General features: G+C 50.6%; 13 protein-coding genes and 2 riboswitches. Of the genes, 7 read left to right on the top strand and 6 right to left on the bottom strand.

Annotation, left to right across the window (positions count from 1 at the left end):
• Positions 1-9: 9 nt before the first annotated feature.
• The 3 genes from EDM59_RS08690 to modA are packed head-to-tail and all read right to left on the bottom strand — an operon-like array spanning position 10 to position 2219.
• Complete coding sequence (locus tag EDM59_RS08690) at positions 10-660, bottom strand: ABC transporter ATP-binding protein (protein ID WP_122923195.1); 651 nt, start codon at positions 658-660, stop codon at positions 10-12.
• A gap of 14 nt (positions 661-674) precedes the next feature.
• Positions 675-1361 (bottom strand): molybdate ABC transporter permease subunit, encoded by a 687-nt coding sequence (gene modB, locus EDM59_RS08685; RefSeq protein ID WP_122923194.1) that lies wholly within the window; start codon positions 1359-1361, stop codon positions 675-677.
• 24 nt (positions 1362-1385) lie between these two features.
• Positions 1386-2219: a molybdate ABC transporter substrate-binding protein gene (gene modA, locus EDM59_RS08680; RefSeq protein WP_122923193.1), complete on the bottom strand. Its 834-nt coding sequence runs from the start codon at positions 2217-2219 to the stop codon at positions 1386-1388.
• 148 nt (positions 2220-2367) lie between these two features.
• Here modA and EDM59_RS08675 point away from each other — a divergent pair, with 148 nt between their 5' ends.
• From EDM59_RS08675 to EDM59_RS08650, 6 genes are all read left to right on the top strand, one after another.
• Positions 2368-3327 carry a helix-turn-helix transcriptional regulator gene (locus tag EDM59_RS08675; RefSeq protein WP_122923192.1) on the top strand — a complete coding sequence of 320 codons (960 nt, stop codon included), beginning with the start codon at positions 2368-2370 and terminating at the stop codon, positions 3325-3327.
• A gap of 176 nt (positions 3328-3503) precedes the next feature.
• The gene (locus EDM59_RS08670) at positions 3504-5372 is read left to right on the top strand and encodes a stalk domain-containing protein (RefSeq protein ID WP_122923425.1); all 1869 of its coding nucleotides are present in this window, start codon (positions 3504-3506) and stop codon (positions 5370-5372) included.
• Between the two features lie 3 nt (positions 5373-5375).
• Complete coding sequence (locus tag EDM59_RS08665) at positions 5376-5897, top strand: shikimate kinase (RefSeq protein WP_122923191.1); 522 nt, start codon at positions 5376-5378, stop codon at positions 5895-5897.
• 62 nt (positions 5898-5959) lie between these two features.
• Complete coding sequence (locus EDM59_RS08660) at positions 5960-6121, top strand: YqzE family protein (protein WP_092268094.1); 162 nt, start codon at positions 5960-5962, stop codon at positions 6119-6121.
• 33 nt (positions 6122-6154) lie between these two features.
• Positions 6155-6409 (top strand): YkuS family protein, encoded by a 255-nt coding sequence (locus EDM59_RS08655; RefSeq protein ID WP_122923190.1) that lies wholly within the window; start codon positions 6155-6157, stop codon positions 6407-6409.
• Positions 6410-6698: 289 nt separating this feature from the next.
• Positions 6699-7634, top strand: coding sequence for a cation diffusion facilitator family transporter (locus tag EDM59_RS08650; protein WP_122923189.1), 936 nt, complete (start codon positions 6699-6701; stop codon positions 7632-7634).
• 79 nt (positions 7635-7713) lie between these two features.
• Here the strand turns inward: EDM59_RS08650 and EDM59_RS08645 are convergent, their stop codons facing one another.
• The 3 genes from EDM59_RS08645 to EDM59_RS08635 all read right to left on the bottom strand — a co-directional run bounded on the left by EDM59_RS08645 (position 7714) and on the right by EDM59_RS08635 (position 11521).
• Positions 7714-8574, bottom strand: a complete 861-nt coding sequence (locus tag EDM59_RS08645) for a hypothetical protein (RefSeq protein WP_122923188.1) — start codon at positions 8572-8574, stop codon at positions 7714-7716.
• A 110-nt stretch (positions 8575-8684) separates the two neighbouring features.
• Complete coding sequence (locus EDM59_RS08640; RefSeq protein WP_122923187.1) at positions 8685-9782, bottom strand: YqhG family protein; 1098 nt, start codon at positions 9780-9782, stop codon at positions 8685-8687.
• 20 nt (positions 9783-9802) lie between these two features.
• Positions 9803-11521, bottom strand: a complete 1719-nt coding sequence (locus EDM59_RS08635) for a DEAD/DEAH box helicase (RefSeq protein WP_122923186.1) — start codon at positions 11519-11521, stop codon at positions 9803-9805.
• A 219-nt stretch (positions 11522-11740) separates the two neighbouring features.
• A riboswitch (glycine riboswitch) is annotated at positions 11741-11835 on the top strand.
• Positions 11836-11951, top strand: a riboswitch (glycine riboswitch).
• 241 nt (positions 11952-12192) lie between these two features.
• Here EDM59_RS08635 and gcvT point away from each other — a divergent pair.
• Entirely contained in the window at positions 12193-13296 is a 1104-nt protein-coding gene (gcvT, locus tag EDM59_RS08630) for a glycine cleavage system aminomethyltransferase GcvT (RefSeq protein WP_122923185.1), read from the top strand.
• The last annotated feature ends 6 nt before the right edge of the window (positions 13297-13302 follow it).

Here is a 13302-nt window from a genome sequence, read left to right as displayed (position 1 = left end):
TCCCCCCGGTTAGCGGGACAAGGATGTCGCAGCATGGCTTTCTTTGATTCGTCCGTTCTCGATAAACAAAATCACGTCCGCAAGCTTTTCGGCTTCTTCGCGATCGTGGGTGACAAGCAAAAAAGGAATATTCCACATTCGATGCAAACGAAGCAGCTCATCCTGGCACTGCTTGCGTGTGTCTGCATCAAGGGCGGAGAGCGGCTCATCGAGAAGCAAAATATCAGGCTCGGTAGCCAATGCCCGCACCAAGGCGACACGCTGCTTCTGCCCCCCGGAGAGCTGATGGGGGTACTTGTCCAGCAGGTGATCGATGCCGACAGTCGAGAGCAAAGCTTCGAGACCAAGCTCATGGCCTGGCTTCATCCCGTAGCGAATATTTCGGGCGACGGTCATGTGTGGAAAGAGCGCGTAGTCCTGAAACAGGTAGCCGATTTTTCGTTTTTGTACGGGCATGGGCTTCTTCCCCTGCTCGAAATAACGTTGATCCCCAAGGGTAATCTCGCCGGCATCCGGATGTACGAGGCCGGCGATGGTGCTCAGGATGGTTGTTTTCCCGGAGCCGGATGGACCGAATAGAGCCACAATTTCCTGGTTCACGGAGAACGAGACGTCCAGCAAAAAATCCGGAAGCTGCTTCTGGATCGAAACCTTCAACATGGAGTCCACCTGCCTCATTTGTGATGGGCATACCGACGGAGATTTCGCTTACTCCACCAGTTCAGCCAGAAAGTCGTACCCATTCCCAGTGATACGATGATGACTACCCAGAACATCGCTTTTTCCATTTGACCTGCTTCGACGGCGAAGTATATCGCAACAGGAATGGTATCCGTTTTCCCGGGGATGTAGCCTGCGAGCATGAGAGTAGCCCCGAATTCTCCCAAGCCGCGTGCAAAGGAAAGGACAAACCCTGCCAAAAGCCCGGGCCATGCGAGAGGGAAGGAAACGGTCCAGAACAGACGCCATTCAGACGACCCAAGAGTTCTGGCGGCATCCTCCAGGCGGCGGTCGATACTGGTAAAAGCAGCAACAGCGCTTTGATACATCAACGGAAAAGAGACGACGATGGAGGCAATCACTGCCCCTGTCAGGGTAAAGACAATTTGGATCCCAAACCATTCATGTAACAGCTTTCCGAAAAATCCGTTTTTGCCAAACAGAATCAAGAGGCCGAACCCCACGACAGTTGGTGGGAGAACCAGCGGGAGCAAAAAGAAAGACTCCAGCAGGTTTTTTCCGAAGAAATCCCGCTGGGTCATGATTCGGGCAAGCAATAAGCCGATGACAAAAACGAGGGAGGTGGAAAGCGCGGCTACTTTCAAAGAGAGGATCAAGGGTGTGAAATTGGTTTCGATCAACGCTGGCCACCTCCATTCCGTTTCTTATTGGAAACCGTATTTTTTTAAGATCTCTTTTCCTTTATCAGAAGTCAAGTAGGAAAGGAAAGTTTTTGCTGCATCGGCATGCTCAGAAGCGGCGACAACGGCACCTGGATACACGATCGGATTGTGCCAGTCGGAATTTGCGGTCGCCAATACTTTCACGTTTTTGGAGATGAGAGCATCACTGGCATACACGATTCCCACTTCCGCGTTACCAGACTCTACAAAGGTCAACACTTGACGCACATCGCTGCCGTAGACGAGACGATCCTTGACGCTGTCGCTGATTTTCAGGGTGTCCATGACTTCTTTTGCATAGCGGCCTGCTGGAACGGTTTCCGGTTCGCCAACCGCAATATGCTTCAGGGAAGCGTCAGTCAGCTTTTCAAAGGAATCGATGGTAACGGAGCTAGACGCACCGGTGATGAGAACCAGCTCATTTTTGGTAAAGTCTTGACGGGTATCTTTGGTAATCAACTGCTTTTCTTCCAAGCCATTCATGTCCTTGGCACTTGCTGACAAGAATACGTCAGAAGGAGCACCTTGTCCGATTTGCTGCGCTAATTTGCCCGAGCTTCCAAAGTTGTAGGAAACGGTGATGCCGGGATTGTCTGCTTCGAAGGTGGATTTCAACTCATTGAGAGCATCGGTCAAGCTGGCAGCGGCGGAAACCATGATCTCTGCTTTTTCGGTTGGCGCTGCAGGAGCTGCAGGAGCTTCCGATGCCGATGTGGCAGGGGCAGGCTGAGCTGCCTGAGGTGCTGCAGGAGTGCCGGAGCACGCAGTGAGCAAAAGGCCCAGAGAAGTACATAATGCGAGTAATTGCTTTTTCATGAAGAAAACCCTCCGTAATTATATTTAGTTATAATTAACTATAACTTGATATAACTAGATTATATTAGGTTGTGTTCAATAATCAATTGCCATTTTACGAAAAGTAAAAGAAAATGAAAGGTAGGAATAAGGAAATAGGGGGTCAGCCATGAGCAGTGAAAATTCATATACGACAGAGGAAATCGCCAAGCTGTTGCGGATCTCTAAGCTGACCGTGTACGACTTGATAAAAAAAGGAGACTTGCCTGCGTACCGGGTTGGACGGCAGATGCGAGTAGATGCAAGCGATCTGGAAGCCTATAAAGCAAAGGCCAAAGGAGAGTACAAGCAGCAGCCAGCAGCTTCTGCTCCTGGAGCTGGGGCACAAGTGGCAGAACCCGTTTTGGTAAAGGCAGGAGCCGTCCGGGACATTATCATCAGCGGGCAAGATGTCAGCCTCGACATGCTGGCCAGCCACTTGCGAAGCCGCGATCAGGCCTATCGACCTCTTCGCTCTTATGTAGGAAGTATAAACAGTCTCATCGCGATGTACGCAGGACAAGCTGACATTGTAAGCACACACCTGTTTGATGGAGAAACGGGCGAATATAACATTCCGCACGTGAGGAGCATCCTTTCCGGGCACCGGTACATGATCGTCAATCTGCTGTCGAGATGGGCTGGCTTTTACGTGCAGCCGGGGAACCCGAAAGCGATACAGACTTGGGCAGACTTGCGTAAAGCAGGTATCCAGATGGTCAATAGAGAGAAAGGCTCAGGTGCGCGTACACTGATCGAAGAGGAGTTTCGGCTGCACAAGATCAAGGGCAGCGATGTAATGGGCTACGAGCGGGAGGAAGCCAATCATCTCGCTGTGGCAGGCACCGTCGCACGGATGGAAGCCGATGTAGGCATTGGCATTGAGCGGGCAGCGGCTATGGTCGGAGTGGATTTTGTACCATTGGTCCGCGAGCGATACGATTTGGTTCTTTTGAAAAACGAGGAGAACGAGCAGCTGATATCCCGCGTGCTGGAGATATTACGCTCAGAGCTGTTTCAAAAAGAGCTGAGTGCAATCGGAGGATACGAGCTGACGCATACAGGGAAGATCATGTACGAGACTTGGTAAACCACATGGAGACCGCCGTCCCAGCAAGAGTGATTGCGAGGAGGCGGCTTTTTCTGTGCTTGATCGACAAAATAAACCTTTTCTTTACAGAATCTCCCGAATTTCTACTCAGGTTGACAAGGATTTGCTATTATAAAAAAAACGAATGCTTGCCGCCGAGCGATTTGAGGGTTGACATGAAAAAAATTCAACAAACGAGTTTATTGGTTTGCATCACGATTTTAATCCTGTTTGGTTCAGCAGGAATCGTTTTCTACTGGCCGACGATATCTCAGGTGCTGGCAGAAGCTATGAGCAAATCAACAGGAGAAGAACAGATCGGTGCAGATCCGTTTTCCTATGATCCGCCGCTGCCCTCCTATGTAAAAGACCTACATCCGAAATACCATATACAGGCTGAACTGCATACGTCAGACGCAAAAATAGCCGGTAAAATGACCGTGGAGTTCGATAATCCGAAAACCAAGGATATCCGCTTGTACGTTTATGACTATCTATGGAACCGAATGAGTGTGAAATCCATCCGCTATAAGGATAAGCCGCTTGCGTTCGACAGGGAGACAACCGCGATCAAGCTTGCGAACCCGTTTGGTGCAGAGCTGCGAGGGGCGCTTGCGATTGAGTTTGAAAACCCGGTACCGCGCAGAGGGACCCGTTTTGGGGTCAAAGATGACATCTGGACACTGACGACGTGGTACCCGATGCTGGGCGCGCAAAACCAGCAAGGAAAATGGTACGATCCTCCCTTGCGCATCGATTATGGGGATCCGTTCATTTATCATTACGCGGATTACGACGTGACCTTCGTCTCGCCTCAAGGCTATAACTGGGTCAGCTCCTGGGGGCGTGGAGTCAGCACTCCGCTGGATGGCAGTAGGCAGCAGGTGCGCTATCAGGGGAAAAAGCTGCTGAATTTTGCGTTGGTAGGAAGTCCGCTTTATCACGTGGAAACGATCACTCTGGGGCAAAACCTCTCCGTGGATATCGCTTCCGTGGACAAGGGCAACATCGAGAGGATCAAAACGATTGCCCAGTCGGTTTTCCCTACCTACGCGGATTGGTACGGAAATCTGCCGTATCCCCATGTAGCCATTGCCGAGACGAGCACAGGGACTACTTATGCGATGGAGTATGCCAACATGGCGATTTTCAAGCGCGATATGTACCAGCGAAATCTCATCGATCATTGGCTGCCGCATGAAATCGCCCACCTGTGGTGGTACAACAGCGTGGCTACGCTGGAAGCAACACACGGCTGGCTGGACGAGGGCCTGGTAGAGGTCAGCGTGACGCATTATTTGCAAAACCGTTACGGAAACCAAGCGGCTAACTCCCTGCTGGACGAGTATGCGAGTGACTCTCAGCGTTTGGGGCAGCGCTACCCCGGTGGAAAGCTGGACAAGCCGCTGCAGAAGTTTGCTACAGAAGAAGAATTTCACTGGACGTGGTACTCGCGGGGAGCACTGCTCTTTGACCACTTGAGACGTCAGATCGGCGACGAGGCTTATAAACAATTTTTGCACAAGGTGCAGCAAAATTATCATGGCAGTGTCATTGGTGCTGAGCATCTCGACCAGGCATTAGGACAAGCCTTGCGAGGCGAAGCGGTATATTTCCGTAAATATACGCAGGCTCTTAATACAACAGCATTCGGGCCGGTACAATTCGAGCCATATGTGACTACCTTTATTAACGGGATGAGCTTTTATCCGTCCATCCCCGCTAGAGTGACGAATCAAACGGCCTACATTCCTTTGCGGGAAGTGGGGGAACGGATGGGGCTTGCGGTGGAATGGTCCAAAGAGAAGCAGATGATTGAGGTATCCGGAAATGGGCGAGTGGCCTACCTCAAAGAAGGCGACACTTTTGCATGGGTAGCAGGTAAGCGGGTAGATCTGGGTAAGCCCATCCGTTCGATCAAAGAGCGTACGATGGTTCCTATGGCGTTCTTCCGATTGGCGATGGACTTTGAGAGCGTGTATGACGCGCAGGAAAGAACGGTAAAATTTGTGACGCGCAAGGCATCCGGAAAGGCGGGAGAATAAACCATGAAAAACGTGGTGCTGGTTGGATTTATGGGAACGGGCAAGACAACCGTAGGAGCGGCGTTGTCAGAAGCGCTTGGCATGACTCAAATCGACCTGGACGAAGAAATCGTGAGAAGAGAAGGCAAAAGCATCCCTGCTTTGTTCGCTGAACAGGGAGAAGCGTACTTCCGTGATGCTGAAAGCAAGTATTTGGCCGATTTGCTGGAGCAGGGTCCTTGCATCCTGACTACAGGGGGAGGAGTCGTTCTCCGTCCGCAAAACGTTGAGGTCATGGTCCAAAAGGGCTTGGTCGTGGCTCTGTCCGCCTCCGAGGAAGAGCTGATCAAGCGGTTGGAAAACGATACAGGTCGTCCGCTGCTGGCAGGAGGAGTGGCACAGCGCGTGCGTACGCTGCTTGCGGAGCGTGCTGGCGCTTATGACTTCGCACCGATCCAGATCGACACGACGGGAAAAAGCCTGACCGCGATCGTCGAGGAAATAAAGGGACATTTGGTTGAAAACGAAGCAGGCGGGGAAGACTAGGAATGAAGCGCTCCGCCGCAGGGAAGACGGCGTGAATCCGCACGACAAAGGAGGCACGTACCATGTCTTTTCAGGAGTATTTAAAATTTCTGACCAGATTGTTTGTCCAGTACATGGAGACCCCGAAAGATGAACGGCGTCAGCGGAAGATGCCGCGGGAATCCTGGTCGTCCCGCTGGTTTGGGGCGATCCCCATGTCGATAAAGCTGTTATGGCGTAAATAACCCCATACCTGGAAACGTGGACGGAGGATGCATATGGCGAGAGTCGCAGTAGAACAATCTCTATCCCAAATCAGCAAGATGCTGCGGGATAACGGGTATGATGTCGTCGATTTGGGTAACTGGCAGCAAGTTGTAGATGCTGTCGTCATTACAGGACAAGATGTGAATGTGCTAGGCGATGAAAGCAAGACCATTACGGGCGCCCCTGTGATCAATGCGGAAGGCATGACTGCCAGCGAAGTGTTTCATGCCGTTCATGAGCGATTGTCTCCGACAGAGCATCGCTAAAGCAGGGAAAAAGCCGCGACAAAAGACAAGCTCTCCACCGTGGATACGGCAAGGGAGCTTGTTTTATTTTTGTCTATGACCATTTTCTGTCTATTCAGTTAACGATTTTGTCGATAAAGATTCTCAAAACCCCTTGACAGATAATGATTTTCAATATAAAGATCCATAAAATCTCCATTTGTAAAATAGGAAAAAGGCGCATACAATAAAAATAAGTATTTGATTAAAATTATTCTAAATAAGAATCATTCTCTGTGAGACATGAATCATAGAAAGCAGGTGCGCAATTATGTACGATTATCATCATCTTCCTCATGTAAAGGAACAATCCAAATCAAAGAAAACATTGTGGATCACTCTCTTTTTGACACTGTTTTTTACGATCGTAGAGATTGTAGGGGGAATCGCCTCCAATTCACTCGCGCTGCTGTCTGACTCCGCGCATATGATTTCCGATGTGCTGGCGCTGGGCCTCAGTATGCTGGCGATCTACCTGGCTACGCGCGAGCCCGATGCCAAACGTACTTTTGGCTATCTGCGCTTTGAGATCATCGCCTCCTTCCTGAATGGCCTGGCGCTGGCCATCATTGCGATTGGAATCTTGGTCGAGGGCATTCATCGCTTTATCCAGCCGCAAAACATTGATTTCAAGCTGATGCTGATCATCTCCACCATCGGTCTTATCGTGAATCTGGTGTTGACACTTGTTTTGTCGCGCAGCATGAGAGAGGAAGAAAACTTGAATGTGCAAAGCGCGTTGTGGCATTTTATCGGTGATCTGCTCAGCTCGATTGGAGTCATCATCTCGTCCGTGCTCATTTATTTTACAGGCATGTACTTCTTTGACCCGTTGATCAGTATGGTGATTGCCGTGATCATATTCATCGGCGGAGCCAAAATTATTCGAGAATCCTTCTTGATCCTGATGGAATCGGTGCCGGAAAAATTCGATCTCGATGAAATCCGTTCTGAAATCTCCAAGATCGAAGGCGTGGAGGATGTGCATGAACTGCATTTATGGGCCATCTCCACCGAGCACTACTCGCTTACTGCCCACGTGTTTATTCATGACAACATTCAGACCTTTTGCGTCATTTTGGCGATTAACGAAATGCTGAAGGAAAAGTACGGGATTACTCATGCAACGATTCAGGCAGAGCACGCCTCCTTCCATAACCATGGGGAATACGGAAAGCATTTTCTCGAGACACACCCCGCCCATTAACGAAGCGAGGAACCACATGAAAAAGGATAGAGCGGCTGAGTGAATTCAGTGCTCTATCCTTTTTTGTTTTTTGGGAAATTTACTGTATCGGCATCGCTTGAGCTGTTTTGACATGAAACGTGCCGACTTTATGGGCGTACGAGTAAGGGACGAAACGCAATCCTTCATCCCAAACTCCGACATAGGCATTTTGATCGTTCCACAGGTGGAGAGAGCCGACAACGAAAGGAGCAAGCACACGAGAATGGTACATCGGTACGGTCAACGTGACTGGCCCCGCCTCAGATTGCTGCTGCCAGAGCTGCGCCAGGCTCACATCTGAAGCGGAATACAAATTATACACCCAGCTGATCTGATCGAAGGGGCTTGCTTCTTCGGAGCGCAGCACCCGTGCTTGTGTCAGACTCTGACCTTCGCGTACAAGCGCATCCACGGGTAAGGAGCTCATTACCGCTTCATTCGCGGTGAAGTCTGTCGGGTAGGATTCACCCGTTTTCGCATTCACCATTTGTGCGGCAGGGTTTTGAGTCAGCAGCCAGTGGGAAGCGAATCCGTCATAGACGGGCTCAGCAGCGATTTCGCGCGGAGCAAAAGCGTCATCGAACAAAATGTACTCGCCTACCCCATATTCCAGCAGAACGAATTTTTCAGCACCCTTCGGGGAGGGCAGCTCGCCGACGACGAGATAGCCGACCTGCTTTCCGTTTTGGCTAATGCTGACAAGCCATTGATGTTGACCTGCTCCCAAGGTTTGAACGTCGGTTTTTGCATTTTGCCATTGCTTGAATTGGGCATCGCGGGTTGCGATCGTGTCCATCCACGAGTGAATTTGCGTCTGAAATTGTTTGTCCCAGCCGCCTTCCCCTTCTGCATGGGCAGGAGTGAGATACACGAGCAGGGAAAACAGCGCGATAAAGAACGGAACCAAGCGTCTGGTCACTTGCATGCACCACCTTTTGCAAAGGCTTTCTACGTTCCTATTGTAACCAGGTATGCCAAAAAGATTTGTTGCAACTTGTCTTCTCCTTGTCATCTTTTCTCGCACTTCTTTTACAGAATTCGTCCGGATACGGGGGATTTGGATGCGTTTCTCCCTTTTGGCGTCGAGTTGGACGGAGGGGTAGACGACAGGTAAAACAGCCCGCCGTTGATAAACTGTACCTCGATTCGCGGCTCGTACTGCCAGGTCAGCTCATCCATGCGACGCTGCCGTTCCTCATCTGGTGTACTTTTTCGCCATTCCTTCTGATTGACTTCTTCTTTAGGAGTTTCATGAATGCCGTTCGCACGTAAAAAGTCGAGGATTCTTCCTCCCGAAGCCCGATATTCGTCAAACGTCTGCACTTGTTCGACAGGAGGGGGAGTAGGAGCGGCAGGAGCTTCCATCTCCGGGATTATCTCGACATTTTCCTCCACTTCTTGCTCGTCTTCTTCTTTCTCCGCAGATTCGGGTTCGCGCCGGGCAAGCTCTTCGTAGTAGGCTGAGAGGATCTCGAGTTCTTCCTGCAGACGAGCTTTGGCTTCCTCTGCCCAGGTTTGGTCCTCTAGCTCCAATACATCTGCTACCGTCTTTTCTGCCATGCTGAGTGCCTGAGGAACGGTGATCCGTCGATCCAAGGTGTAAAAGTAGTCCGGGATCGTCGGAGTGAGCGGCAGGCTGAATAAAAACGACGTGAAATTATGGACCACCTGCGGGTTGTGAAGATTGATCCCCAGGTAGAGCAGGATGTCTCGCTTCTTGTCACAGAGGAGAGAGACTTTTAAATTTAGCCCCAGCCAAGGCACGAGCGGCGTCGAGCGGCGCGTTCCACCCAGCACCCCGCCCTTTTGTTCATACATGCAAAGAAAGCGGCCATGCTTTTGGGTAGAAGCAAAGATCTGCTGCATGCGTGCGGCTCCGAGATGGAGGTATTCTGCCCGCTTCCCCTCAGGAATGCGGTCAGGGTGAAAGGCAAATGTCATCACTAACGGCTGGTAAGCGATGTTCATCTTTTCTACCCAGCTCCAATAAAACGGGCGGTTGCCGATATCTTTGTCTACCTCGACGGGGAGCTTGACGGTCAAGTAATCGGGATGGGATTCGACGATATGGGCAGAAAAGGAGGCGAGATAGCGCTCCACAAATTGTCGAACCTGCTCTTGCTGCATAGGAGAACCTCTTTTCGTGTTTATTGGTCTGCGGCTTCGGATAAAGGTGAAGAAGTCCGAGCCTGCGTCTGCCGAATGGCACGAATGGCATGTCCCATATTGTCCAGCTTGAGAGCCATTTCTCTGGACGAGCGGGAATCCATGATGATCTGGATGAGATTTTCTTCGAGCGAATGGTTGAGATTGAGGCGCTCCACGATGTCATCCAGCTCTCCGATTACCATCTCGAACAAATCGATTTTTTCATAGAGCAGATTCAGGATGTGCTCTTCAATCGTACCCACGGTAGACAGATTGTGGATATGGACATCCCGTTTCTGCCCGAGTCGATGGACGCGCCCGATCCGCTGCTCGACGCGCATCGGGTTCCAGGGCATATCGTAGTTGATGACCTGGTTGCAAAATTGCAAGTTAATGCCTTCCCCACCTGCTTCCGTAGCGATCAGGACTTGGGCGCGGTTCTGAAACAGGTCGGTCATCCAGTCCTTTTTGCTGCGTTTGAAGCCGCCGCGAAAGGGGACAGAGGTGATGCCATGGTCATGCAAATACTTTTGCAGATAGTTTTGGGTGGCGCGGTACTCCGTAAAGATAATTACCTTGTCGTTGATGTCTTGAATCAGCTCGACGGTTTTGGCAGCTTTGGAATGCGTGTCGATCTGCTTGATCATCTCGACGAGCTCCATGATTTGCTCACGCATCACAGAGTTCTCAGCGGTGCGCTGATGCATATGGTATAAGGTCATGAAGGCCGCTTCCTTGCTGGAACAAACCTCGCGCTGCAAGGTGATCAGCGACAGCGAGTTAAAACCGCCACCTCTACCTGTGATGCCGGTATGGTACTGCTCTCGAACGAAGCGGGTTACGCCATCATAGAGAGCCATTTCTTCGGCAGACAGCTGAATGGGCACAGATTGCACGCGGCGGCTGGTAAATTGAATCCCGCCATCGCTTCGTTTGTTGCGGATCATGACCTTTTTGATTTCTTCCCGCAGCTTCTCGCTGTTTTTGGATTGGCGTTTGCCTTCGACGTAATTGGAAGAGAACGTCGCGTTATGTCCCAAATGACCCGGCTTAAGCAGATTGATCAGGTTGTACAGTTCGTCCATCTCATTTTGAATCGGCGTTGCGGTCAAAAGCAGGCAGTATTTCTTGCGGATTTCCTTGACGAACTGGTAGTTGCGGGTGCGCTTGTTTTTGAGCTTGTGTGCTTCGTCAATGATCAGCATGTCATAGTCGATATCGAGGACGTGGCGACGATGCGGGTCCCGTTTCGCCGTATCGATAGAAGCCACGACGACATCATGCTGCCGCCACATGTACTCCTTTTTTTGGGCGACAGCGGTGATCCCGAATTTTTGATACAGCTCCTTCGTCCACTGAATGACGAGGGAGGCGGGGACCAGCACGAGGATCTTTTTCGCCAGACCGCGGACCATGTATTCCTTCATAATAAGTCCGGCCTCTATCGTTTTGCCTAATCCTACTTCATCCGCCAAAATGGCACGTCCGCGCATTTCTAGCAGGACTTTTTCCGCCGTTTGCAGCTGATGAGGAAAAGGAGACAAAAGAGGCAGATACTTTAAGGACTGCAGCTGGTCAAACTCGCGCACGGCCATGGCTTCTTCGGCCTCCAGAGCCAGTTTAAACAGCTCCCACTTGTCCCAAGGTCCGTCCTCCTGCATGCGCTCCGCAAGCGGATCGAGCCAGCTGGTGTCGAGGGTAAGAGGAATATTCGGCATACGTATAGCTCCTTTGCATGTCTGTGCCATATCTTACATAACGAGAGGAAAAAATCTTAACGTTTTTATTTTCATAGATCATTTTGTTAAGTATTTCTTAAGATGACTGTGAATTTGCATATTTTCAAGTGCGTACTCTCATGGTAGGATATAGAGGAAGTTCACTTGTTAGTATGGAATCATATGAAAAACTTATGTATGACCACAAATCCAACGCGAATGATAGTAGCAGGGAGAGACTGCCGATCGAGGCAGCGCCGAAGGAGCAAGCCGGTAACGGTGAATCTCTCAGGCAAAAGTACCTCTACTGGACGCAACTCTGGAGAGAGCTCAATTCGGAGCCACCAAAGGGGAAACTTGCAAGTGAGGTGTTCCCCGCCTCGCTTGATATGCAAGGTAACTCTCAGGTACCAAGGACAGAGGAGGAGAAATGGGCACCATTACTTGGTGTACCCATTTTTCGTCCTCTTTTTTTACGTGTAGGAATTTATAAGCGTAATGCTTATGAATTCTGGAGCGCATGGAAACTTTCCGCTAAAACGCGGTCGCTCCTCCATGAGATGGCCTCGATAGAGGTTTTCTTATGCGGAAAAACGTCAGTCGTTTTTCCAGCTTGGATGTTATTCGCGGGGAAAAACGCCAACCTAAGTTGGCTATCAGGAGGTGCCGATATGTCCACATTAAAAAGAACACCGCTGTTTGATTCTTATGCAAAGTACGGTGGGAAAACTATTGACTTCGGCGGCTGGGAATTGCCTGTTCAGTTTTCCAGCATCGGTCAAGAGCACGAAGCAGTCCGGACAAAGGCTGGTCTGTTCGATGTTTCCCACATGGGAGAAGTGGATGTTAAAGGAGAGAACGCACTCGCTTATCTCCAACGCGTCACAACCAACGACGTGTCGAAACTGGCGGTAGGTCAGGCACAGTACAGCGTGCTTTGCTACCCGGATGGAGGCACCGTCGACGACCTTCTGGTGTATAAATACGCAGATGACCACTACCTGCTGGTCATTAATGCTGGCAATATTGACAAAGACTACGCTTGGCTGCAAGAGCATTTAATCGAAGGGGTTACGATTGAAAATATCTCTCCTCAAACCGCTCAGCTTGCGATCCAGGGACCAGCAGCAGAGGGTATTTTGCAAAAGCTGACGACGACGGATTTGTCTCAAATTGGCGTGTTCCGCTTTCAATCCGACGTATTGGTCGATGGAGTTCCGGCCCTGGTTTCCCGTACCGGGTATACCGGTGAAGACGGCTTTGAAATTTATCTGGCTGCAGACCAAGCAGCAAAGCTCTGGGACACCCTCTTGGCTGCAGGAGCTGAAGAAGGCATAGTTCCATGCGGTCTCGGCGCTCGTGATACTTTGCGCTTCGAGGCAAAGCTCCCTCTCTACGGACAAGAGCTGAGCCAAACGATCACTCCGATCGAAGCGGGTATCGGCTTCGCGGTGAAGGTCGACAAAGAAGTGCCGTTTATCGGCCAAGAAGTATTAAAAGCGCAAAAAGAAAACGGTGCTCCGCGCAAGCTGGTCGGCATCGAAATGATCGACCGCGGTATCCCGCGCACACACTATCCGGTTTATGTAGGCGAAGAGCTGATCGGAGAAGTAACGACAGGAACACAGTCGCCGACTTTGAAAAAGAATGTGGGTCTGGCGCTGATCAAAACAGAGCATGCCGCTCTGGGAACGACACTCGAAGTGGAAATTCGCGGAAAACGGCTGAAAGCGCAAGTGGTTGCCGCTCCTTTCTATAAACGCCCGAAAAACTAACGGCAA

The sequence above is a fragment of the Brevibacillus nitrificans genome (genome assembly GCF_003710965.1).
GTDB lineage: Bacteria > Bacillota > Bacilli > Brevibacillales > Brevibacillaceae > Brevibacillus > Brevibacillus centrosporus.
Note: the sequence above shows the minus strand (reverse complement) of the source record. Positions and strands in the feature narration are given on the sequence as shown.

Coding starts and splice junctions, on each gene's coding strand:
- EDM59_RS08655 (WP_122923190.1), top strand. CDS start 6,155: ATGGCGAGAGTCGCAGTAGAACAATCTCTATCCCAAATCAGCAAGATG.
- EDM59_RS08640 (WP_122923187.1), bottom strand. CDS start 9,782: ATGCAGCAAGAGCAGGTTCGACAATTTGTGGAGCGCTATCTCGCCTCC.
- EDM59_RS08690 (WP_122923195.1), bottom strand. CDS start 660: ATGTTGAAGGTTTCGATCCAGAAGCAGCTTCCGGATTTTTTGCTGGAC.
- EDM59_RS08650 (WP_122923189.1), top strand. CDS start 6,699: ATGTACGATTATCATCATCTTCCTCATGTAAAGGAACAATCCAAATCA.
- EDM59_RS08660 (WP_092268094.1), top strand. CDS start 5,960: ATGTCTTTTCAGGAGTATTTAAAATTTCTGACCAGATTGTTTGTCCAG.
- modA (WP_122923193.1), bottom strand. CDS start 2,219: ATGAAAAAGCAATTACTCGCATTATGTACTTCTCTGGGCCTTTTGCTC.
- EDM59_RS08670 (WP_122923425.1), top strand. CDS start 3,504: ATGAAAAAAATTCAACAAACGAGTTTATTGGTTTGCATCACGATTTTA.
- EDM59_RS08635 (WP_122923186.1), bottom strand. CDS start 11,521: ATGCCGAATATTCCTCTTACCCTCGACACCAGCTGGCTCGATCCGCTT.
- EDM59_RS08665 (WP_122923191.1), top strand. CDS start 5,376: ATGAAAAACGTGGTGCTGGTTGGATTTATGGGAACGGGCAAGACAACC.
- gcvT (WP_122923185.1), top strand. CDS start 12,193: ATGTCCACATTAAAAAGAACACCGCTGTTTGATTCTTATGCAAAGTAC.
- EDM59_RS08675 (WP_122923192.1), top strand. CDS start 2,368: ATGAGCAGTGAAAATTCATATACGACAGAGGAAATCGCCAAGCTGTTG.